The sequence below is a fragment of the Cognatundibacterium oligocarboniphilum genome, from assembly GCF_013377855.1.
Lineage (GTDB): Bacteria > Pseudomonadota > Gammaproteobacteria > Burkholderiales > Burkholderiaceae_D > Undibacterium > Undibacterium oligocarboniphilum.
The window spans coordinates 295222-318007 of the sequence record NZ_JABXYJ010000003.1 but is presented as its reverse complement, the minus strand read 5'-3'; the positions used below and the strand labels follow the sequence as shown (position 1 = coordinate 318007).

At 54.4% G+C, this 22786-nt stretch carries 18 protein-coding genes; 14 read left to right on the top strand and 4 right to left on the bottom strand.

The features are described 5' to 3' along the window. Positions 1–43: 43 nt before the first annotated feature. On the top strand, positions 44–1321 hold the full coding sequence (locus HV832_RS06815) for an amidohydrolase family protein (protein WP_176802796.1): 1278 nt from the start codon (positions 44–46) through the stop codon (positions 1319–1321). Positions 1322–1386: 65 nt separating this feature from the next. Here the strand turns inward: HV832_RS06815 and hemL are convergent, their stop codons facing one another. Both hemL and thiD read right to left on the bottom strand, forming a co-directional pair. Then, the gene (hemL, locus tag HV832_RS06810; protein ID WP_176802795.1) at positions 1387–2667 is read right to left on the bottom strand and encodes a glutamate-1-semialdehyde 2,1-aminomutase; all 1281 of its coding nucleotides are present in this window, start codon (positions 2665–2667) and stop codon (positions 1387–1389) included. A gap of 38 nt (positions 2668–2705) precedes the next feature. Then, positions 2706–3524 carry a bifunctional hydroxymethylpyrimidine kinase/phosphomethylpyrimidine kinase gene (gene thiD / locus HV832_RS06805; RefSeq protein WP_176802794.1) on the bottom strand — a complete coding sequence of 273 codons (819 nt, stop codon included), beginning with the start codon at positions 3522–3524 and terminating at the stop codon, positions 2706–2708. 164 nt (positions 3525–3688) lie between these two features. Here thiD and HV832_RS06800 point away from each other — a divergent pair, with 164 nt between their 5' ends. The 7 genes from HV832_RS06800 (at position 3689) to HV832_RS06765 (ending at position 15140) form a co-directional block, all read left to right on the top strand. Next, positions 3689–3841 (top strand): rubredoxin, encoded by a 153-nt coding sequence (locus HV832_RS06800; RefSeq protein WP_176802793.1) that lies wholly within the window; start codon positions 3689–3691, stop codon positions 3839–3841. A 116-nt stretch (positions 3842–3957) separates the two neighbouring features. Further along, on the top strand, positions 3958–4356 hold the full coding sequence (locus HV832_RS06795; RefSeq protein ID WP_176802792.1) for a response regulator: 399 nt from the start codon (positions 3958–3960) through the stop codon (positions 4354–4356). A gap of 26 nt (positions 4357–4382) precedes the next feature. Beyond that, positions 4383–4748, top strand: coding sequence for a response regulator transcription factor (locus tag HV832_RS06790; RefSeq protein WP_176802791.1), 366 nt, complete (start codon positions 4383–4385; stop codon positions 4746–4748). Between the two features lie 73 nt (positions 4749–4821). After that, positions 4822–5406, top strand: coding sequence for a chemotaxis protein CheW (locus tag HV832_RS06785; RefSeq protein WP_223827213.1), 585 nt, complete (start codon positions 4822–4824; stop codon positions 5404–5406). A 56-nt stretch (positions 5407–5462) separates the two neighbouring features. After that, the gene (locus HV832_RS06780; protein WP_399310427.1) at positions 5463–7805 is read left to right on the top strand and encodes a methyl-accepting chemotaxis protein; all 2343 of its coding nucleotides are present in this window, start codon (positions 5463–5465) and stop codon (positions 7803–7805) included. A 91-nt stretch (positions 7806–7896) separates the two neighbouring features. Next, on the top strand, positions 7897–14142 hold the full coding sequence (locus HV832_RS17240) for a FimL-related protein (protein ID WP_223827212.1): 6246 nt from the start codon (positions 7897–7899) through the stop codon (positions 14140–14142). Positions 14143–14498: 356 nt separating this feature from the next. After that, positions 14499–15140, top strand: coding sequence for a glutathione S-transferase family protein (locus HV832_RS06765; RefSeq protein ID WP_176802790.1), 642 nt, complete (start codon positions 14499–14501; stop codon positions 15138–15140). Positions 15141–15188: 48 nt separating this feature from the next. On the opposite strand, the gene HV832_RS06760 is transcribed toward HV832_RS06765, so the two are convergent. Then, the gene (locus HV832_RS06760; protein ID WP_176802789.1) at positions 15189–16691 is read right to left on the bottom strand and encodes a cryptochrome/photolyase family protein; all 1503 of its coding nucleotides are present in this window, start codon (positions 16689–16691) and stop codon (positions 15189–15191) included. 441 nt (positions 16692–17132) lie between these two features. Between HV832_RS06760 and HV832_RS06755 the strand changes: the two genes are divergently transcribed. Genes HV832_RS06755 through HV832_RS06730 form a run of 6 tightly spaced genes read left to right on the top strand, consistent with a single transcriptional unit; the run spans position 17133 to position 21805 of the window. Then, positions 17133–17729 (top strand): YqgE/AlgH family protein, encoded by a 597-nt coding sequence (locus HV832_RS06755; RefSeq protein WP_176802923.1) that lies wholly within the window; start codon positions 17133–17135, stop codon positions 17727–17729. After that, positions 17729–18130 carry a Holliday junction resolvase RuvX gene (ruvX, locus tag HV832_RS06750; protein ID WP_176802788.1) on the top strand — a complete coding sequence of 134 codons (402 nt, stop codon included), beginning with the start codon at positions 17729–17731 and terminating at the stop codon, positions 18128–18130. The genes HV832_RS06755 and ruvX overlap by 1 nt, the downstream gene beginning before the upstream one ends. Beyond that, positions 18127–18639 carry a bifunctional pyr operon transcriptional regulator/uracil phosphoribosyltransferase PyrR gene (gene pyrR / locus HV832_RS06745; RefSeq protein ID WP_176802787.1) on the top strand — a complete coding sequence of 171 codons (513 nt, stop codon included), beginning with the start codon at positions 18127–18129 and terminating at the stop codon, positions 18637–18639. Before ruvX ends, pyrR begins: the two co-directional genes overlap by 4 nt. Further along, positions 18632–19606: an aspartate carbamoyltransferase catalytic subunit gene (locus HV832_RS06740; protein ID WP_176802786.1), complete on the top strand. Its 975-nt coding sequence runs from the start codon at positions 18632–18634 to the stop codon at positions 19604–19606. The genes pyrR and HV832_RS06740 overlap by 8 nt, the downstream gene beginning before the upstream one ends. A 10-nt stretch (positions 19607–19616) precedes the next feature. Further along, positions 19617–20903, top strand: a complete 1287-nt coding sequence (locus HV832_RS06735; RefSeq protein ID WP_176802785.1) for a dihydroorotase — start codon at positions 19617–19619, stop codon at positions 20901–20903. Between the two features lie 59 nt (positions 20904–20962). Continuing rightward, positions 20963–21805 carry a lysophospholipid acyltransferase family protein gene (locus HV832_RS06730; RefSeq protein ID WP_399310421.1) on the top strand — a complete coding sequence of 281 codons (843 nt, stop codon included), beginning with the start codon at positions 20963–20965 and terminating at the stop codon, positions 21803–21805. Between the two features lie 153 nt (positions 21806–21958). Here HV832_RS06730 and HV832_RS06725 read toward each other — a convergent pair whose 3' ends face one another. Further along, positions 21959–22786: a symmetrical bis(5'-nucleosyl)-tetraphosphatase gene (locus HV832_RS06725; protein WP_176802784.1), complete on the bottom strand. Its 828-nt coding sequence runs from the start codon at positions 22784–22786 to the stop codon at positions 21959–21961.

Sequence of the window (22786 nt, the reverse complement as noted above, 5' to 3'; positions counted from 1 at the left end):
GGAAAAGGTTAAAATTTTTATCAACATACCGACAGGAGCCGCGATGCAGGATTTATTGATTCGTAATGCCAGTTTGCCTGATGGACGTCGCGGAATGGACATTCTGATCCGGTCAGGATTGATTGACGCCATCGATACCGGATTGTCTGGCGTCAGTTCAGGAATCAGAGAGCTGGATGCGGCGGGGGATCTGGTGTGTCCGCCGTTTGCCGATGCGCATTTTCATATGGATGCAGTGCTGTCCTACGGTTTGCCGAGGGTGAATCAAAGCGGCACCTTGTTAGAAGGAATCGCGCTTTGGGGGGAGCTGAAGCCGCAATTGACGCAGGAAGCGCTGATCGCGCGCGCAATGCAATATTGTGATTGGGCGGTTGCAAAGGGCTTGCTGGCTATCCGTTCTCATGTCGATATTTGCGATGGCCGTTTGCTGGCAGTTGAGGCATTACTGGAAGTGCGCCGCCGGGTGGCGCCGTATCTTGATTTGCAGCTGGTCGCATTTCCTCAGGACGGGTTGTTACGAAGCCCGGGAGCTTTTGACAACCTGAAACGTGCGGTTGCCATGGGTGTCGATGTCGTGGGTGGCATTCCGCATTTTGAGCGTACTATGGCAGACGGCGCAGAATCGATACGTCTTTTATGCGAGTTTGCCGCAACGCAGGGATTACGCGTTGATATGCATTGTGATGAGTCTGATGATCCTATGTCCCGTCATATCGAAACACTGGTATTTCATGCACAGAGGCTGGGCTTACAGGGCAGGGTGGCAGGGTCGCATCTGACTTCCATGCATTCCATGGATAATTACTATGTCAGCAAACTCCTGCCATTGATGCGCGAGGCCGGTGTGGCAGCGATCGCTAATCCTCTCATTAATATTACGCTTCAGGGGCGGCATGATACTTACCCGAAACGACGCGGCATGACGCGGGTGCCCGAAATGCTGGCGATGGATATTGATGTCGCATTCGGGCATGATTGTGTCATGGACCCCTGGTATGGCCTTGGTTCCGGCGATATGCTGGAAGTTGCGCACATGGGGCTGCATGTTGCTCAGATGACCGGGCAGCAGGCGATGCATCAGTGTTTTGAGGCAGTGACTACCATGCCTGCCCGGATCATGGGGTTGCCGGGCTACGGACTGGCAGTGGGAAGTTATGCCGATCTAGTGATACTGGATGCGCCGGACTGTATTGATGCATTGCGTTTGCGCCCAGTGCGCCGTTACGTTATCCGGCGCGGCAAAATTATCAGTGAAACTCCCAGGATGGAAGCGCGATTGGATCTGCCGGGCCGCGGCAATTCTGTGAATTTCAGGAGATGAAGCAGGTAATGCGGGCGATCCGGGTTTTCCTCTGATGCCGGATCGCCTGATTTGCGTAAATGATGTTAGAGATGCGCAAATGCTCGTTTTGCCGCTTCAATCGTGGCGTCAATGATTTGCGTATTGTGCTGAATGGAAACAAAGCCTGCTTCAAATGCAGATGGTGCGAGATACACGCCGGCGTCCAGCATCAGATGGAAGAAACGGTTGAACTTTTCTTTGTCGCTGGCCATGACTGACGCATAGGAATCTGGAATCTGCGCAGAAAAATAGAGACCGAACATGCCGCCGACGGCATCCGCACAGAACTGATGTCCGGCAGCCTGTCCTGCTGCGGTCAGGCGTTCTGCCAGCTCACGGGTCTGCGCGGTCAGCGTGCTGTAAAAACCTTCGCGCTGAATAATTTTCAGTGTCGTCAGTCCGGCAGCAACCGCCACCGGATTGCCTGACAGCGTTCCCGCCTGATACACGCCGCCCAATGGCGCCATATGTTTCATCAGATCCGCCCGACCGCCGAATGCAGCAACGGGCAGGCCGCCGCCGATGACTTTGCCCAGGCACACCAGATCGGCCTGAATCTCGTATAAAGCCTGTGCGCCATGCAGACCCACCCTGAAGCCACACATCACCTCATCGAAAATCAGGACACTGCCATGCTGTGAGCATAAACGGCGCATGGTTTGCAGAAATTCCGTTGTGGCGCGGACCAGATTCATGTTCCCGGCGACGGGTTCCACGATTACGCAGGCGATCTGGTCGCCGACAGTACGGAATACTTCTTCGAGCTGCTGGCTGTTGTTGTAGTCGAGAACCAGCGTGTGTTTGCTGAAATCTTCCGGCACACCGGCAGAAGTCGGGTTGCCGAAAGTCAGCAAACCGCTGCCTGCTTTGACCAGCAATGAATCCGCATGACCGTGGTAGCAGCCTTCAAATTTAATGATTTTGTCGCGCCGGGTGGCGCCACGGGCCAGACGCAGCGCGCTCATGGTCGCTTCCGTGCCGCTGGAAACCAGGCGTAGCTGTTCTACGCCGGGTACCAGCTTGCAGATTTCCTCGGCCATCAGAATTTCACCTTCTGTCGGTGCGCCAAAACTCAGGCCGCGTGCCGCAGCTTCCTGGACTGCGGTGACGACTTCCGGATGTGCGTGCCCCACAATGGCAGGGCCCCACGAACCGATATAGTCAATGTAGCGACGGTCGTCGGCATCCCAGAAATAGGGACCCTCCGCACGGGTGATGAAACGGGGCGTTCCTCCTACGGAACGAAATGCCCGTACCGGAGAATTGACCCCTCCGGGGGTGGATAACTGGGCGCGTGCAAATAAAGTTTCGTTATGATTCGTCATAATATGGATTCAGGTAAAAATCGAGGAGGGCGGCAGGCTTATTGCGCCGGTTCTCTGGCCCAGAAATAGCGGTCTGGTACGAGTTTCCCCATGCCGAACTGTTGCGCATGCTGAACGGCCGCCAATGTGAATTCCTGCGCCTCCAGCACGGCTTCGGGGACGGGGATCCCGGTGGCAAGCAGGGCAGTCAGCGCAGCAGACAAGGTGCTGCCGGCCCCCATATAAGAACCCGGCGCACGCTGCCAGACATCCCGCCTGACCATGCCCGATTCATTGAACAGCATGTTGGCAATTTCTCCGGCCTGGCACGGGGTTCCGGTCACAAGCACATATTCGCAACCGGAATCAATGAGCGTCATGGCATCGGCTGTCAGATCATCAGATTCGTTCTGCTCTTTCCAGGTTTCAGCCAGCCGTGATAATTCGATTGCGGAAATGACCAACAGCATTGCCTGCGGTATCAGCAATTCACGAATGGACAGAGATAGATCCTCGGCATCGGCAATGTGTTCCGCCACGGCAGCATTAAACGGATCGAGTATTAACGGCATATCAGGATAATCTGAGACAATTTCGGCAATGGCCGTAACGTTTTCGACGCTGCCTACCAGCCCGACTTTGATGGCAATCACAGGCATGTCTTCCAGTACGGTTCTTGCCTGTTCGTCGACCAGATCGGCATCCAGCGCATGAATGCTGTCAACCTGACCGGTATCGCCGGTGAGTATCGCTGTCGTGACCGGGAGTCCGTGACAGCCCATTGCGGCAAATGATGCGGTGTCTGCATATAAGCCTGTGGCAGCTACCGGATCGGCAGCCCCAAAACTGAGGATAAGTGGGGAAATTTGGTTTTGCACGGTGGGTAGATTAATATAGCCGGCTTTGCCGGACTTTTTTTCGTCCGAAGTATGGAAGTGACAATCTTTTTGTCATTTTTGTGCGGTATCTTTGTATTTTACTTGATTGAAGGGTTTTAGTCGTGAGTGATAATGTGGGAAATAAACCGCAGTATAAAACGTGGATGTGTCTGATTTGTGGCTGGGTTTATGACGAAGAGCAGGGTTTGCCTGGTGAGGGCATCGCGCCGGGCACTTTATGGGATGATGTTCCGATGAACTGGACCTGTCCGGAATGCGGCGCCCGCAAGGAAGACTTTGAAATGGTTGCGATTTAACCTCGGCTTGTGTATTTTTGGCTATATTGAATGTTTATTCAGGGAAAACAAGTAGCACTTTAAAGATTTTTTGTTAAAGTGCTAGCTTGCTATAATTCTGTCTGGAAGATGAACTTATGTCAACATTGGCTGGCAATGAAAACTTGAAAATCATGGTGATTGACGATAGCAGCACAATACGTCGTTCAGCGGAGATTTTTCTTGGGCAGGCTGGTTATAAAATTGTCCTGGCTGAAGATGGATTTGATGCCCTGGCAAAAATCAATGATTCTCACCCTGACCTGATTTTTTGTGACATTCTGATGCCGCGTCTGGATGGTTACCAGACTTGTGCTCTGATTAAAAAAAGTGCGAAATTCAGGGATACTCCAGTCATTATGCTGTCGTCAAAAGATGGTTTGTTTGACCGGGCGCGTGGTGCGATGGTGGGGTCGGACGAATATCTGACCAAGCCTTTTACAAAAGACAGTCTCCTGAAAACTGTCCGGAATTACACTTCCGGCGAGCGGGAATAATTCAGTTAATGTAAGGAATGAGCGAAATGGCAATTCAAAAAATTTTAGTAGTAGATGACTCTCCAACCGAACGCTACTTCCTCACGGATGTGCTGGCGAAAAACGGTTTTTCTGTTTCAACGGCAGAAAACGGCGAAGAGGCGCTGACCAAGATCAAGGCAGATAAGCCGCAGCTGATTCTGATGGATGTTGTTATGCCTGGCCAGAATGGCTTCCAGATTACCCGTGCCATTGCAAAAGATCCGGAAACGCAGGATATTCCTGTCATTATCTGCACCAGTAAAAATCAGGAAACGGATCGTATCTGGGGACTGCGCCAGGGCGCACGTGATTACTTGGTCAAGCCTATTGACCCGCAGGAACTGTTGGCCAAAATCGCCGCACTGGGCTGATGTCTGCAGATAACCGGTACATCGTTGACAGCAATAAAAGCCTTACCCATTTCAGAAATTCGCGGACAAGCTCATGACCCAGACGTTGAGTGACCCTAAAGCTGTAAATCTCGAAACCGCCTCTCCGGACAGCGGGGTGCGGCGCACCCGTTTGAGAGAGTTTCAGGCGCAGTTGGTTGAAAGAATGCAGGCTGCGCAACGTGGCGGTTTTTCACAACTCAATCAGTTGGGGATTTTGATCGGGCAGAACCGTTACCTGCTCGATTTGCGCGAGGCGGGTGAAATTGTCAGTGCCGGTCTTTTGACAGGGGTACCATTGACTAAAGACTGGTATGTCGGCTTATCGAATATCCGGGGTAATCTGACCAGTGTGGTTGATTTGTCGCGCTTTCAGGGAAATGAATCCACTGTACTGGATCCGACGTGCCGTATCGTTGCCTTTGCGCCCGAACTGGCATTTAACAGCGCATTGCTGGTGACGCAGGTGTTAGGTTTACGTAATATTGCCGAAATGGATGAGTTGGCGTCAGATACGCAGGAAGCCGGGCATCGCGCGTGGCTGCAACGGCAGTTCCGCGACCGTGATGGTCATATCTGGCGTGAGTTAAGCCTGGCTGCGCTGGTGCAGGATCAGGATTTTTTGCATATAGGTTTATAGTCGGCCTTTTTTTGAAGTACGGCTGACAGATTTTCAATCGTTGAGGAGACTTAGTAATGGCTTTGAAAGTACCGTTCTTGTCCAAGAAAAAAGATGATCCGGTTACGGAAATTGATGGAGCAGAGATGGCGGCAAGGTCATTTAGTCATGCTGATTCGGCTGAGATTGAAGAGGCCAGCAACGTCAGAATGCTCAATACGGAAACTGAAGCAGATACCGGAGTCAAGCAGGAGATTCCTACTCCTGTATCACACGCACAACGCGCCGATGCGACTTTTATCGGTGACGCACTAGAAAAAGGCGGCGACATTCGGTTGCCGCTGATCGGCAAAATGTCGCTGCAGAAGCAGATGCGCGTGCTGTCGGTCACGATGGCGGTTGCATTGCTGGCGGGTGGTTTTTTCGTCTGGCTTAATGCCAACCAGTCTGCGCTGGTATCGACGCAGGTGCAGATTTCAGGTGACGTGCTGATGCACTCGCAGCGTATCGGTAAAGCTGCGCCAAACTCGATTCAGGGTAACGTCGAAGCGTTTAAACAGCTGGAAGACAGCCGCAAGGAAATCAACAACGATCTGAAAATTCTGCTGGAGGGTGGTAATTATCAGGGGCGTGATGTTAAACCGGCGGACAGCACACTGGAGCCTGTTTTAAAAGAAACGATCAAAGCCTGGCAAAACTCCAATAAAGCATCGGAAACGATTCTGGCCAGACGTAAAGAGCTGACCGGTTTCGGTGAGACACTGCAGAAACTGAACTCGCTGTCGCCAGTATTGCTGGAATTGACAGAGCAGATTTCGACGCTGAAAGTACAGGGGGGCGGATCTGCGCGTGAAATTTCTGCATCCGGCCAGCTGGTGATGTTGACCCAGCGTCTGGGTCGTAGTGCGAATGAATTCCTGACTTCTGAAGGTGTTAATCCGGAAACGGCTTTCCTGTTGGGTAAAGATACCAATACTTTCCGCGATCTGGTGGATGGTTTCCTGAAGGGCAGCGAGGTGTTGCGCCTGACGATGACCAAGGATGCCGATACAAGGGAAAAACTGGAAGAACTGCAAAAAACTTTTACTGAGTATCAGGCATCGGTTTCGACCATTCTCGGTAACTTACAGAATTTTATTGCGGCCAAACAATCCGAACAGCTGATCTTTAATGAAAACGAAGATCTGAAATCGAAACTGACCAAGCTGCAAAAAACTTACACTGCGCAGCAGGATTCCACCAGTCTGTCGTTCTGGTTGCTGATGCTTTCGGCACTGATCGCGCTGACCTCTGCGGTGGGAATTGCGCTGGTTCTGTTGCAGGACAGTCGTAATCGCGCCAAAGAAGCGAATGAACGCCGTCAGGAAGCTGCGGCGCAGATGTTGCAGGCGCAGAAACAGGAAGAAGAAGCAAAAGCCGCCAACGATCAGAATCAGGCTGCGATTTTGCGACTGATGAATGAATTGCAGGAAGTCGCGGACGGTGACTTGACGGTGCAGGCAACGGTTTCCGAAGATATTACCGGTGCGATCGCCGACTCGGTTAACTATACGGTGGAAGAGTTGCGCGGTCTGGTCGGCCGTGTTACCTCGACCGCAGAACAGGTTACATCGGCGTCTGATCAGGCCCAGAATATTTCCAATGACTTGCTGGAAGCATCCGAACAGCAGTCACGCGAAATTACCGATGCCGGTCAGGTTGTTCTGACAATGGCGGCTGAAATTACGGACGTATCCCGTTCTGCGAATGAATCGGCAGAGGTTGCGCGTCAGTCGGTTGCGGCGGCGGAGCAGGGCGCGCATGCTGTGGAAGACGCGATCAAGGGTATGAATGAGATTCGCGAACAGATCCAGGAAACGTCAAAACGAATCAAGCGTCTGGGTGAGTCCTCTCAGGAGATTGGTGAGATCACGGAACTGATTTCTGACATTACCGAACAGACCAACGTGTTGGCGCTGAATGCGGCGATTCAGGCGGCCTCTGCGGGTGAAGCGGGACGCGGCTTCTCGGTGGTTGCGGAAGAGGTGCAGCGTCTGGCGGAACGTTCGGCTGAAGCGACCAAACAGATCGGTGCGCTGGTGCGTACGATTCAGACCGATACCCACGATGCGGTAGCCGCGATGGAAAAATCCACTCAGGGTGTGGTTGAGGGAGCCAAGCTGTCTGATGCGGCCGGTACGGCGCTGGCAGAAATTCGTAGCGTTTCGAACCGCCTGGCGGAACTGATTCAGGGTATCTCGCTGGCGACGGAGCAGCAAGCAACTTCTGCGAACGGTGTGGCACAAAATATCCAGCACATTCTGACGATGACTGAGCAGACACAGAGTGGTACACAACAAACGGCAGAGTCGATTAAGCAATTGTCTTTGCTGGCTGAGGAATTGAAAAATTCCGTGTCCCGTTTCCGCGTTGCAGCCTGATCTGTCCGTTCCTGGGCTGCACTGACAGCCCGCCATATTTGCAAGACGATGAGCCGTACGGCTGGTCGTCTCTTGAGTTCGCGGAGTATGCATGACATCCGATTTTTCAAATTCCTCTCATTTTCCGCAGGAACAGTTTGATACCGGACCATTGTCCTGGGTGATGCCGGAAGTGCGGGAGGCGATGACCAACGCCGGCAAGATGCTGACAGATGCGTTGGCACAGGATATTGACGTCCGGTCCACTACTTTGCTGCACGCCAAAAACTACCTGCACCAGGCGCATGGTGCCCTGCAGATTGTGGATATCGATGGTGTTTCGATCGTGACGGAAACCATCGAGGAGCTGATTGAGCGTTTGCAGAGCGCACAGCTGGAGATGACGCAGGCAAACATTGATGTCATTCTGGATGCGTTTCATGCTGTGTTGCGTTATCTGGAAGATTTATTGTCCGGTTCCGTCCATCAGCCAGTCAGATTATTTCCCTATTACCGCGCACTGCTGGAATTGAAAGGCGCTGAACGGATTCATCCGGCGGATTTGTTTTTCCCTGCATTGTCTGCGAAGGAAAAAATTCCCGAGCTGGCCGTGTCTCAGGCGGTTGTTCCCGCAAATTACACAGATCTGCGTCAGCGTTTCGAAAAATTATTGCTGACGGTACTGACCGGTAAAGATCCGCAAAAACAGCAGTTAGCACTGACATCCATGCATGAGCTGATCCGTGAGATTGATCACGCGCAGACTAATTCGCAGACCAAGGCATTCTGGGTCGTGATGCGGGCTTTTGTCGAAGCAGTCACAAACGGACAGATTGAAAATCAGCAATATGTCAAACAGATTTTCGGGCGCATTAATCTGCAGATACGCCGCTTGATGGATGGTGTGAATACGATTCCTGAGCGTCTATTGCGCGACGCCCTGTTCTTTCTGGCACAGGTTCAGCATCCGACCCCTTTTGTTGCCAACGTCCGTCAGGCATACGATCTCGACAATAAAGTCCCGGCGGATTACGTACAGAAAAATTATGGGCAAATTGCGGCGGGGGTGCTGACTACCGCTAAGGAACAGTTGACTGCGGTGAAAAATTTATGGGGCCGGATCGCCAACGGTGATCATAACCTTGCCGATAAATTTTCCCAGAAAATGAAAGATCTGGCAGAGACGGGTGATCAGCTGAATTCGCCATCGCTGTCGAAATTGCTGCGGGAACTGAGTGGGATTGCCCGTCATGTGGCGCATTCTGCCGATGGCTCAAAACTGGCGATCGAGCTGGCAACCAGCCTGTTGTTTGTTGAGAATACCTTGGATCATATTACGCGCTTGCCGGCACATTTTTCAGAGCGTGCTGAGGAAATTACGGCACGCCTGCTGTCGGTAGTTTCCGGCGAAGAGCCAGAATCCCAGGCTGCCTGGATGGGAGAAATTTCCAGGGAAGCGCAACAGCGTCAGACCATGGCAGTGTTGATGACGGAAATGCAGACCAGCCTGCGGCAGGTTGAAAAGACACTGGACGAATATTTCCGCGATCCGGCACAACATGACTCCCTGAGGTCGATTGATGGCGTCCTGCACCAGATTGGCGGGGCACTGGCGATTCTCGATCAGGACGCAGCGATGCAGGCTATCGAGCATACCCGGCAGGTTGTTGCACAGTTTGTGGATGCTACCGCGACGGCGGATTCAGCGCCTTCTGACGGCGTGCATATTGAAGCGCTACACCAGAAAGTAGCGCAGAATATTGGTGCCCTGAGTTTTTTCATCGAGACCTTGCAGTCTCAGCCTGATACGGCGAAAAAGAAATTCAGTTTCGACGAAGAGTCGGGGATTTTCCGTTCCAATTTGCTGGAGCAGACGGTTCAGAAAGAACTGCTGCCGGAGCGAGAAGAATTTGCACATATTGCTTTGCCAGACAGCCCGCAGTCGACAGAGACTGTCGTCCGTACCACCGAGCAGGAACTGGCGCACCAGCAGCAGGAATCTGCGCGGCTGGCAGTCTCGCTGGCGGAACATCCGGAAAACAAGGTGCTGCAGGCACAACTGAAACAGTCGCTGGAGTCTGAACGTTCCGTCGCAACCTTGCTGGATGATGCCGATGCCAGCGGGCGAGCTAATGCGGCGATTGGTTTGCTGGCATCTGCTGATACCGGGCGTACTTCCGAAAATCTGCAACACTTGGTAGCGGCGACCGCTCCGGTTGCAGCACCGGAAAAAATTCCTGCTGCTCCAGTTTCTCTGCCTCAGAGCGATGAAGCTATTGATGCTGAATTGCTCGACATCTTCCTGACTGAGGCCGACGAAGTGCTGGCGTTTGTCCAGCATACCTTGCCTTTGTCACGTGAAGATGCGGATAATCAGGAACATCTGACCAGCCTGCGTCGTTCCTTCCATACCCTCAAAGGCAGCAGCCGTATGGTGGGGCTGACCGTATTTGGCGAAGCCGGATGGAATATAGAACAGGTCATGAATCTGTGGTTGTCGGAATCCCGGCGTGGCGACCAGAACCTGTACGCTTTGCTGGAGTATACGGCAAAAGAAATGGTGATCTGGGTTGATGAACTGAAACAGTATGGCTATTCCGCCAGAACTGGTGCGGATATTATTGCTGCCGCTGAACGCGTGAAGGCAGGGCTGGATTTTGAGATGCCACAGGCAATCCTGATGCCGCCGGAAATGCCCGGAAACCTGTCTGCAGAGACTGCAACGGCTCCGGTATCTCAGCTTGAACTTGAAAGCGGGGGCGCCGCGACAGAAACTATTATTGCTACGACTCCGGAAGGCGTATCGTTTGAGACATTACTGCAGGAAGCCGAGCTGTTACCGGAGTTCGCCGAGCCAACACCTGCCGCATCCGTGACAATGGACGAAGTGCTGAATGCGCCCGACATGCCGGAGACAGCCAGTGCTGCGAATACGGAACATTTTGAACTCAGTGTTTTTGATGATTTGCCCAGCGCAGCCAGTCTGTTGGCTGAACCGGCCGCACCAACTGTTGCTGGTGTAGCCGACGTCGCGCCTGCAATGGTTGCAACATTGCCAATCGCGGCAGATGAGCTGCTACACATGCCGCTCGAAAATGCGACTATGCAGCCGGCAGAGATACCGCAAGAGATTGCACCGCCTGCAGAACTGGAAGCACAGGAAACAGCGGATAGCGTTGCCGCTGGCCTCGCGTCAGATACACATCAGCCGGATACTAGCGCGGCAGATACTGGAAACAGTATTGCAGAGGAAACGACATCTGTCAGTGGTGCAAAAATTATTGGTTTCCCTGACTTGAGCAAGACGGTCGCGCCCGTCGATGACAATATCAAGCGGATTGGCGACCTCGAAATCAGTGTGCCGCTGTATTCGATTTATATGGCGGAAACCGATGAAATCGTCCGTTTCCTGACGCAGGACTTTGCAGAATGGCGGCATGAGCCGCACCGGCATGTTTCCATTCATGCGATTCACGCCAGCCATTCGCTGGCGGGCAGTTCTGCAACGGTGGGGCTGAAGCCGCTGCATGAGCTGGCACATAGTCTGGAACTGGTTTTGCAAAGACTGGAACGCCATCCGGTCAGTCTGGAAAACGCAGAATTCGATGTGCTGGATCATGCGCTGGAAACCGCCAGACATATGCTGCAAAAATTTGCCTTATCCGAGATGGCGGAGACTGCACCGGATGAAGTGCGTCAGCTGGAGCAGTTGTTGCAAAATGTGATCGCACGCTCTACTGCAGGCGCGGATGAAGAGTTCGTCACGTCGACCAATGAGAAGCTCGATCTGTCCGATCTGTCTGGCCTGCCGGGACACGATGCGATTACGTCGGCCAATTTGGCTGCGGCTGATTTGTCTGCCACGGTATTGCCGGTATCGACCGAATCCTTGCCAGACCAGTCTGTGCAGATCAAAGACGAACTCGACTACGATTTGCTGCCGGTATTCCTGGAGGAAGGGCATGATCTGCTGCCGATGGTCGGACAATTGCTGCGCAGCTGGCAGGAGCAGCCGGCAGACACCGCCATTCCACAATCCATCGCCCGTCTGATGCATACCATCAAAGGAAGCGCCAGAATGGCGGGTGCCATGGGTCTGGGACAGCACATCCATGACATGGAAACCCGTATCGAAAGCCTCATGCATACTGGCCATCTGGTGCGGCAACCATTGATGGATGATTTGCTGGCCCGTCATGACCACAGCATGCAGCTGTTTGAATATTTACAGCATCCGGAAGCGGCATCGGTGCCAGTTGTTCCGCAAGTATTGACTGCTGCGCAAGAGCTGGATCAGTTCCAGGATGCGCAGGTGGCCAGTGAGGTGCAGGCGCAGCATGTCCCTGCAACGGAGGCTGCGGACAGTCAGATGGTCAGTCTGACGCCTTTGATGCCGGTGGCAGTCAATACTCCGGCAACAAGAACTTCGGCACCTGCTACCCAAGTCAGTCTGCCGGCTGCTCCCGGCGCACCCGTGCCGCTGGTTCGTGTTCGTGCCGACGTGCTGGACCGTCTGGTGAATCAGGCCGGTGAGGTATCGATTTCCCGTTCCCGTCTGGAAAACGAGGTCGGAACATTAAGGGCTTCGCTGGGCGAACTGACTGAAAACGTGAGCCGTTTGCGCGATCAGTTGCGTGAGGTGGAAATTCAGGCAGAAACACAGATTACCTCCCGCATGGCGCACTCGGCGGACCGTGAATTTGATCCGCTTGAATTCGATCGTTTCACACGTCTGCAGGAACTGACGCGGATGATGGCGGAAAGCGTCAGCGACGTTGCCACAGTGCAGACCAATCTGACGCGCACGATTGACGGCGCCTCTGGCAATCTGCACATCCAGGCTCGTCTGACCCGCGAATTGCAACAGGATCTGATGCGGGTCAGGATGATTCCTTTCGCCAGCGTCTCTGAACGTTTATACCGGGTCACACGCCAGACGGCGAAAGAACTGGATAAGCGAGTGAATCTGGATATTCGCGGTGCCGGTGTGGAAATGGATCGCGGCGTTCTGGAAAAAATGGTGGGCCCGTTTGAACATCTGCTGCGCAATGCGATTGTGCATGGTATCGAAGCTCGGGATGTCCGGCGTCAGCTTGGTAAGAACGAGACTGGCGAGCTGCTGATTGAAATCCGCCAGGAAGGTAATGAAGTGGTGATCCGCTTTAATGATGACGGACGAGGGCTGGATCTGGCGCATATCCGCCAGAAGGCACTGAGCCGGGGCATGATCAGTAATGAACAGGCGCCAAATGATGCAGAAACTGCCAGCCTGATTTTTGAACCGGGTTTTTCAACCGCTACCGAGATTACCGAACTGGCCGGGCGCGGCGTCGGGATGGATGTAGTGCGTTCCGAAGCCGCTTCGCTGGGCGGGCGTGTCGAAGTCTCGACTATTGCTGGTCAGGGTGCGGAATTTACAATTCACCTGCCATTAACACTGGCCGTCACCCAGGTGGTGCTGCTCAATGCCGGCGGCAGAACTTTAGCCGTACCGTCAGTGTTGGTAGAGCAGGTGCAGCATCTGAAAGCTAATGCGCTGGCTAATGCCTACAACGATAGTGCGGTCATGTGGCAGGGGCAACGGGTTTCCATGTACTACCTGTCCACGATTCTCGGACAGAATGATGCGGTGCCGCTGGCGCAACAATATACCCCATTGCTGGTCATGAAGAGCGGTACTGAGCGGGTGGCGATTCACGTCGATGAAATCATCGGTAACCGCGAGGTGGTTGTGAAAAATATCGGCCCGCAGCTCGCACGGATGGCGGGTATTGCCGGTGCGACAGTGCTGGGTTCCGGTGAAATTGTACTTATCCTTAATCCTGTGCCATTGGCGCAGCGTCTGGAACATGAGCGCGCACGCCTGCCGCAATCTGGCAGTGAGACGTTGCCGGAAATGGGTGCGGTAGCCGATTTACAGGCCGATGCAGCATCTACCCGGAACCGTTCTGAGCCGGTGCAGGGATTACGCACGCAGCATACCGTCATGGTGGTGGATGATTCGCTCACTGTGCGCCGTGTAACACAACGCCTGCTGACCCGTGAAGGTTATCAGGTCGTTCTGGCGAAGGACGGCATTGATGCGCTGGAGCAGCTGCAATCGGTAACACCGCACGTGATGCTGGTGGATATTGAAATGCCGCGCATGGATGGTTTCGATCTGACCCGTAACGTCCGCAACGATGCCCGTACCAGCCATATTCCTATCATCATGATTACTTCGCGGACCGCCGACAAGCACCGGAATTACGCGAAAGAATTAGGGGTGAACGAATACTTCGGCAAACCTTATCGCGAAGATGACTTGCTGGAAGCAATTACTGGTCTGATCGGCAAGGAGCATACGGTGCTGGTCTGATTAACGGCATCCTTTACCTGGTGTCGGTTCGTGTGCTGCAGAAAAATCCCTCGTTTTGCGAGGGATTTTTATTCGGTCTGTTTATTTTTCCTGAAATCGGGTTAATACCCGTGTATTAAATCAGGAGAATCAGCTATTTCTATTGCAAGGAAATAGTACGCATCAGCAAGCCTCACAGGCAGCCGTTGCACAGAATGAGCCGGCACAACTGGCGAGATATCAGCCATGATTTGCACTTCGTCGTCGTGTTTTCCGGCTACAGGTTATACTCAAAAAATGATGTATTTTGCAAAAATCCGGATAGACCTGATCAGCGAATCAAGTCTTTCATTGCCGATCATTTTCATGAGGGAAATATGCACACACTGAATATGCCTTTGGTTTTGTTTTATGCGCCGCAGAGCCGCTCACTGGCCGTACGGGTATTGCTGGAAGAATTGAAGGCGGATTATCAGGTCCATTATCTGGATTTGAAAAAATCTGATCAACTGCAGACTGCGTATCTGGCCGTGAATCCGTACGGTAAAGTGCCTGCCGTATTGCATGGTGATACGCTGGTCAGCGAACAGGTGGCTTTATTCATCTATCTGGCAGATTTGTTTCCGGCGGCAGGGCTGGCACCGGCAATGGATGATCCTCGCCGGGGAGCCTATCTGCGCTGGATTGCGCAATACGGTTCCTGTTTTGAGCCGGCCATCATGGATGCTTTCCTGAAACGGGAAACCGGACCGGCTTCGACGACACCCTGGCGCGACCTGGACACGCAGCTTAAGGTGTTGAGTGCGCAGCTGGAAAAAACACCGTATCTGCTTGGCGAAAAAATCAGTGCTGCCGATATTTTATGGGGCATCGCGCTGCACTGGCTGATGGCATTCAAGATCGTGCCCGAATTGCCGGTTCTGCGTGCCTATGTCGAATCGGTATGGCGCTTGCCAGGGGTGGTCAGGGTGGAACAGGCGGATGCTGTCTGGCAGGCATCGCAGGCTGCGAATTCCTGAGCAGGAACGGCTACCTTCCTGCTGCCACGCTATGGCTGCCCGAACGTTTCAATCGGTGTGCGTTCCCGGTTTTTTAACGACAGCATAACGGCTCAGGGTATGCTGCCGCGCCTGTTCATGCTCGATGATCGGGTAGGGATAATTGTCCCCGAGACGTATCCCGGCCTGTTGCAACAGGGCAGGGGACGCTTTCCACGGTGCATGCAGCGAACGGGGGGCGAGTTGTGCCAGCGGCGCCAGTTGTGGCAGATAGCGGCTGATAAATTTGCCGTCGGCATCGAATTTTTCTGATTGCGTGACCGGATTGAAGATGCGGAAATAGGGCTGTGCATCGCAGCCGGATGAGGCCGCCCATTGCCAGCCGCCATTGTTGGCAGCCAGATCAAAATCATTGAGCCTGAGTGCAAAATAAGCTTCGCCACGCCGCCAGTCGATACCCAGATCCTTGATCAGAAAACTGGCTGTCACCATACGCAGGCGGTTATGCATGTAGCCGGTCTGATTCAGCTGCCGCATCGCGGCATCGACCAGCGGATAGCCAGTATTTCCTTCGCACCACGCCTCAAACAATGCATCGGCCTGTGGCCCGGTTTCCCACTGGATGGCATCGTAATCCGGCTTGAATGCATGAGTCGTTACTGATGGATGATGATGCAGGATCATAAAATAGAAATCACGCCAGATCAGTTCCGATAACCAGACTTCCGCTCCGCGCTGGCTGGCGGTGCGGATTTCCTGCAATGCTGCCCTGACCAGGCTGCGTATTGAAATTGTGCCGAAACGTAAATGGACAGACAGATAGGATGGTCCTTTGATCGCCGGAAAATCACGGGCCACATCATAGTTTTGCATCCGACCAATGAATTCATGAAATAAGCTGCTGGCGCCGGACATGCCGGCCGGCACCGGCATTTTGTGTGCATCGTCGGCGGAAAATCCCATCTCGGCCAGACCCGGCAGCGGAGCAGATGGGTGAGAGGCAAAATGCGCTGCGTAATCGCTGACCGGATAGGCTTTGGCGTAAAAGTCGCCACCGTCCGCATGCAACTGACGCAGCCAGGCATTTTTGTAGGGGGTGAACACGGAGAACGGTTTGCCTGATTGCGACAACACTTCATCTTTTTCAAAAATGACCTGATCTTTACTGCTCAGGAACGCACGCCCGCTTTGCGACAACGTGTGCGCGACATCAGCATCCCGCGCCATAGCGGCCGGTTCGTAATCGTGATTCACGAAGACGGCATCAATCTCCAGCGCGGCAGCAATCCGGGGAATCGCTTCGAGCGGGTCGGCATACTCGACCAGCAGACAACCACCCTGTTGTTCAATGTTTGCCCGTAGTTCATGCACACTATCGTGGATGAAGCGTACCCGCCGGTCGTTTGCGGGCAAACCGTGCAACAGGCTACGGTCAAAAATAAAGACGCAGAATACGGACTGGCTTTGACGCAGCGCATGATACAGCGCGGCATGATCGTGACAGCGCAGGTCGCGCCGGAACCAGACCAGTGAGCGTTGAAATGAGGGGGAATTTTTTTTCTGATTTATCATGCTTTAATACGTCTTTCATTCAACAGTCCCGCGAAGATAAGCGACCTGTTTCTGACCGGAAAATACCCGCGCGGCAAGCGATTGCTGATGGGGCGTTCAGCCGTCATCCTGCCACAAAGCCAGCCTTCTTGCCGGTTGATGACCGCGTGATTCGTCTGTCCGATGCAAAAATTGTCAGCTTGCCTTCATGCCCCGGATGCCGGCGTTGCCAACGGATAAAGAAATTGTTCTGTACATCAATATTCCATTGTCTACCGGTATTTTATGCATCGCGCCCACGCGCGGTAATCCTGCTGGCAGACCCGTTGCTTCCTCGCACAGATCGAAAAACTTCGTCAGAAATGCTAAAATCCTGCCATGCCGAAGCAAAAAAAAACCTCCTACTCAGGGCTGCATACGCAGTCTCCTGTCCCTACTGACACATTTGCAGATCAGGAGTCCATGGCGGACGACGAAACAGTTTCCCCGCTGGATTTAAATTTAACGAATCATTTCCTGATCGCGATGCCGTCGATGCAGGATCCGGTATTTGGCGGCACAGTCGTGTACCTGTGTGAACACAGCCGGCGCGGCGCCATGGGCATGGTGATCAACCGCCCTACCGACATGACCGTTTCCGGCCTGTTTGACCGGATCGATCTCAAACTTGAAATCATTCCGGATTCGCACCCGATCGGCCGTCAGCCGGTGATGTTCGGCGGACCGGTGCAGGACGATCGCGGTTTTGTCTTGCACACCCCAGCTGGAAAATACAGTTCCTCCCTTAAAGTAACCGACGAGATCGCATTCACGACTTCCCGCGATGTGCTTGAAGCGATTGCTGCCGGCGAAGGGCCGGCGCATGTGCTGATGAGTATCGGTTACGCTGGCTGGGGCGCAGGCCAGCTGGAGCGCGAAATACTGGCCAATGGCTGGCTGACAGTTCCGGCCAGGGCCGATATTCTGTTTGACCTGCCGCTGGAAGAGCGCTTTCATGCCGCCATCAAACTGCTCGGAATTGATCCGCTCATGCTGGCGTCCGACGCGGGGCACGCCTGATGACAGGGGATGTTGCCACAGGTACAGTTCTCGCCTTTGATTTCGGTCTCAGGCGCATCGGTGTTGCAGTGGGCAATACGTTTCTGAAGCAGGCCGAGCCTTTGCAGATTATCGATGCGCCGACCAATGACGGGAAATTTGCCGCGCTCGCGGCAGTGATCGCACAGTGGCAGCCCGTGCTGTGCGTGGTGGGGCTGCCGCGTCATCCGGATGGCACCGCCCATGATATGACCGTGCGCTGCCAGCGCTTTGCCAATCAGCTGCAAGGCCGGTTTCAAGTCAGTACTGCACTGGTGGATGAGCGATATTCTTCTGCCGTGCTGCACGGCAAACGGGGGGAGCGCATTGATGATGCTGCCGCTGCCCTGATCCTGCAACAATATTTCGATGAGAATCCATGACGACTGTTTCCACTCCACTTGATGCGGAAGTCTTGTATAAGCAGCTTCTGCAACAAATCAAACCGCTGGCCGCCACCAATGATCAGCTTGCCATCATCGGTATTTATTCCGGTGGCGCATGGATTGCTGAACGCCTGGTGAATGATCTCGGTCTTAAAAATAAGCCGGGACTGATCGACGTCTCGTTTTACCGTGATGACTATGCCGCCAGGGGGCTGCATGCGGATGTGAAGTCAACCTATATCCCGTTTGCGGTTGATGATGCGCAGATCATCCTGGTGGATGATGTGCTGTATACCGGCCGCACCACCAGAGCGGCGATCAATGAGCTGTTTGATTATGGTCGTCCGGCCCGCGTGATGCTGGCTGCGCTGGTCGACCGCGGTGGGCGCCAGTTGCCGATTGCTGCTGATTTCGTGGCGCATGTCGCTGCCTTTGAACCCGCTGTTTCTGTGAATCTGCAACGCGCAGAAGACGGCACACTGAGTTTTTCTATTGATCATGTATAACCCTCAGCTCAATAAACATGGCGAACTTCAGCATCTGCTGACGATTGAAGGTTTGCCGAAATCGATCCTGAATCACATTCTCGATACCGCTTCTTCGTTTGTCAGTATCAGTGACCGTGAAGTGAAAAAGGTGCCGCTGCTGCGCGGTAAAAGCGTGTTCAATCTTTTTTTTGAAAATTCCACACGCACCCGGACCACGTTCGAAATTGCTTCCAAGCGCCTGTCAGCGGATGTGATCAACCTCAATATTGCTGCCTCCAGCACCAGCAAAGGTGAATCGCTGCTCGATACGATCGACAATCTGGCCGCCATGCATGCCGATATGTTCGTGGTGCGCCATGCGACTTCCGGTGCGCCTTTCCTGATCGCTAAACATCTGAACGATACCAAACAGCATCATGTCCATGTGGTGAATGCCGGTGACGGCCGCCATGCACATCCGACGCAGGGTCTGCTGGACATGTATACCATCCGTCACTACAAAAAGGATTTCACCAACCTGACAGTAGCGATCGTCGGCGACGTACTGCACAGCCGTGTTGCACGCTCAGACATCCATGCGCTGACCACGCTGGGCGTGCCGGAAGTGCGTGTGATCGGACCACATACGCTGTTGCCGGGCGGACTGGAGCAGATGGGTGTGCGCGTGTTCACCGATATGAATGAAGGTCTGAAGGGCGTGGACGTGATCATCATGTTGCGCCTGCAGAATGAACGTATGAGCGGTGCGCTGCTGCCGTCGGCGCAGGAATATTTCAAGAGCTATGGCCTGACACCGGAGCGGCTGGCGCTGGCGAAACCGGATGCCATTGTGATGCATCCGGGGCCGATGAATCGTGGCGTGGAAATTGATTCCGCCGTGGCAGACGGTCCGCAAGCCGTGATCCTGCCGCAGGTGACGTTCGGGATTGCAGTGCGCATGGCGGTGATGAGTATTGTTGCCGGTAACAGCGGCAGCGACGCCTGAGGAAAACAAGATGAAAATACAGATTAAAAATGGCCGCGTGATCGATCCGGCGAATGGCGTGGATGCGGTGCAGGACGTGTTTATTGCCGCAGGAAAAATTGTCGCACTTGGTACTGCACCGTTAGACTTCGTCGCCAACAAAGTCATTGATGCCGCCGGACTGGTGATCGCGCCGGGGCTGGTGGATCTGAGTGCCCGTTTGCGTGAGCCGGGCTTTGAATATAAGGCGACGCTGGAGTCTGAATTGCAGGCAGCCATGCGCGGTGGTGTGACCAGCCTGGTGTGTCCGCCAGATACCGATCCGGTGCTGGATGAATCCGGTCTGGTGGAAATGCTGAAGCAGCGTGCCCGCACCCAGAACAAGGCGCATGTGTATCCGCTGGGCGCACTGACCATTGGTCTGCGCGGTGAGTCGCTGACGGAAATGGCGGCGCTGACCGATGCCGGCTGCATCGGTTTTTCACAGGCAGAAGAGCCCGTCAGGGATACCGGTACATTGCAGCGCGCACTGCAATATGCCAGCACGTTCGGTTATACGGTCTGGCTGCGGCCGCAGGATGCCTATATCGGCAAGGGCGGTGTGGCGCACAGTGGGCCGCTGGCATCGCGGCTGGGCTTGTCCGGCGTGCCGGTGATGGCGGAAACCATTGCACTGCATACCTTGTTTGAACTGATGCGCGCCACCGGCGCCCGGGTGCATCTGTGCCGGATTTCTTCGGCAGCGGGGCTGGAGCTGGTACGGCAGGCAAAAAAAGAAGGTTTGCCGCTGACCTGTGATGTGGGCGCGCATCATGTGCATCTGACGGATGCCGATATCGGCTTTTTTGATTCCAATGCGCGCATGACGCCGCCGTTGCGCAGCCAGCGCGATCGCGATGCGATTAAAGCTGCATTGCAGGATGGTACGATTGATGCGATCTGCTCCGACCATACGCCGGTGGATGATGATGAGAAGTTGCTGCCGTTCGCGGAAGCCTCTCCCGGCGCTACCGGGTTGGAGTTGCTGTTGTCGCTGACCTTGAAATGGGCGGCAGACAGTCGGGGAGAAGTCAGCCTGTCGCAGGCACTGGCAAAAATCAGCCAGGATGCCGCCAGGGTGACCGGTATTTCTGCAGGCTGTCTGCGGGTCGGACAGGCGGCGGATCTGTGTGTGTTTGATCCTGCTGCCCATTGGGCCGTCACCGCTTCGGCACTGGTCAGCCAGGGCAAGCATACCCCTTTCCTCGGTTACGAGCTGCCAGGGGTGGTGAGGCTGACGATGGTTGACGGCCATGTCGCTTATGACGCCCTGCATTAAAACGAGCGGCAGCATCAGGCCCGGCGCGGCCTGCCTGATGCGATCCACCTGAAACGCATATGCATGACTATCCGGCTCCGGCGATTACTGCAACGGAGCCGGTTCCGATCAACAAGAAATATGATGAGCGATATCCGCTCTGGATATCTGACAGGTTTGGCATGATTGTCTGGCATTTTTTCCGTATCTTTGTTCACCTGATGGCAGGTATGCTGACCTGTGCCTGCCAGTTCCCTTTTTCCAGCCCTGAGCGGCGTGAGCGCCTGATTCGCCGCTGGTCGCAGCAATTGCTGGCGATCTGCACCGTCGATGTGGCATTCCGTGATGCCAGCGAAGGTGCCGTGGCGGAAACGGCACTGATCGTGTCGAACCATGTTTCCTGGCTCGATATTTTTGTGATTAACACGCTGCATCCCTGTCATTTTGTTGCCAAGGCGGATATCCGTAGCTGGCCGCTGGTGGGTTGGTTGTGCGAGCAGGCCGGGACGATTTTTCTGGCACGCGGCAAGCAGCGCGAGGTGCGCCGGATATATGAAGGATTGGTGCATCAGATTCAGGCAGGCAAGCGGATTGCTTTTTTCCCCGAAGGCACGACTGCCGCGCAGGGAACGGTGCTGCCATTTCACGCTAATCTATTTGAGGCAGCGATTGAGGCAAAGGTGATGGTGCAGCCTTTCGTGATTCGCTATACCGACGCCAGCGGACAGTTTCACGCGGCAGCCGATTTCATTGGCGAGATGACGTTTGTCGATAGCTTGCGCGCTATCCTGAAGGCGCCGCGCATGACCGCTGAACTGATTCGTCTGCCTGCCATTTCTACCGAAGGCGCACACCGCCGCGATGTCGCGCAACAGGCGCGCAGTGCGGTGATGCAGGCGCTGGGTGTGTTTGCCGAAACCTGAACGGTTTTTCTGAAAAACCAACCGTTATAATTGATTTTTAAGGGGAGTATTCCTTAAATATACCCTATCCTCTGGGTAAATAAACGACTTTCAAATATACTGGGAGAGAGTATATTTTGTGTTCCACAAGACCTGCACCGGACTGTCAGGGATTTATCTGCCGGGTTTGCGGTGTTGCGGACTGTCTATCTGGATCACTTGGCGGGTTTCCAGGCAGACTGCAGTCAGCTTGCCGCCCCAGACGCATCCGGTATCGAGGCTGATCAGGTTCGGACGTAACACCAGTCCCAGCGTGGACCAGTGGCCGAACACCACCGTGCAATCGGTGCTGCGGCGCGGCAGATCAAACCACGGCAGATAAGCGGGCGGTGCCGAGGCTGCACCATCCTTGATCGTAAAATCCATGCGGCCGCTCTGGTCGCAAAAGCGCATCCGGGTCAGCGCATTGATGATGCAGCGCAGGCGGTCGTCGCCCTGCAAGTCGTCATTCCAGACATCCGGCTGATTGCCATACATGTGGCGCAGGAAGTCCAGCCAGCCATCCCCGCGCAGCATGTTTTCGACTTCTCCTGCCAGTTGCAGGGTCTGGCTGGCACTCCATGCCGGGTAGAGTCCGGCATGGATCAGCAGATGTTGCTGTTCCATGATCGCCATCGGCCGCTGGCGCAGCCAGCTGAGCAGCGCTTCGCGGTCCGGCGCCTGCAGGATATCCTGCAGCGTGTCATCTTTGTGGGACGGCCGTATTCCATGCGCCACCGCCAGCAGATGCAGATCGTGATTGCCCAGCACACTGTCGGCGCGCCCCTGTTGTTGCAGACTGCGGATCAGGCGCAGGCTGTCGAGTGATTCCGGTCCCCGGTTCACCAGATCACCGGCAAACAGATAGCGGGCGTCCGGTGTTGTGGCCTCAATCAGCGTCAGCAACTGGCGCAGCTCGGTAGCGCAGCCCTGAATGTCGCCGATGAAATACGTGACTGGCAT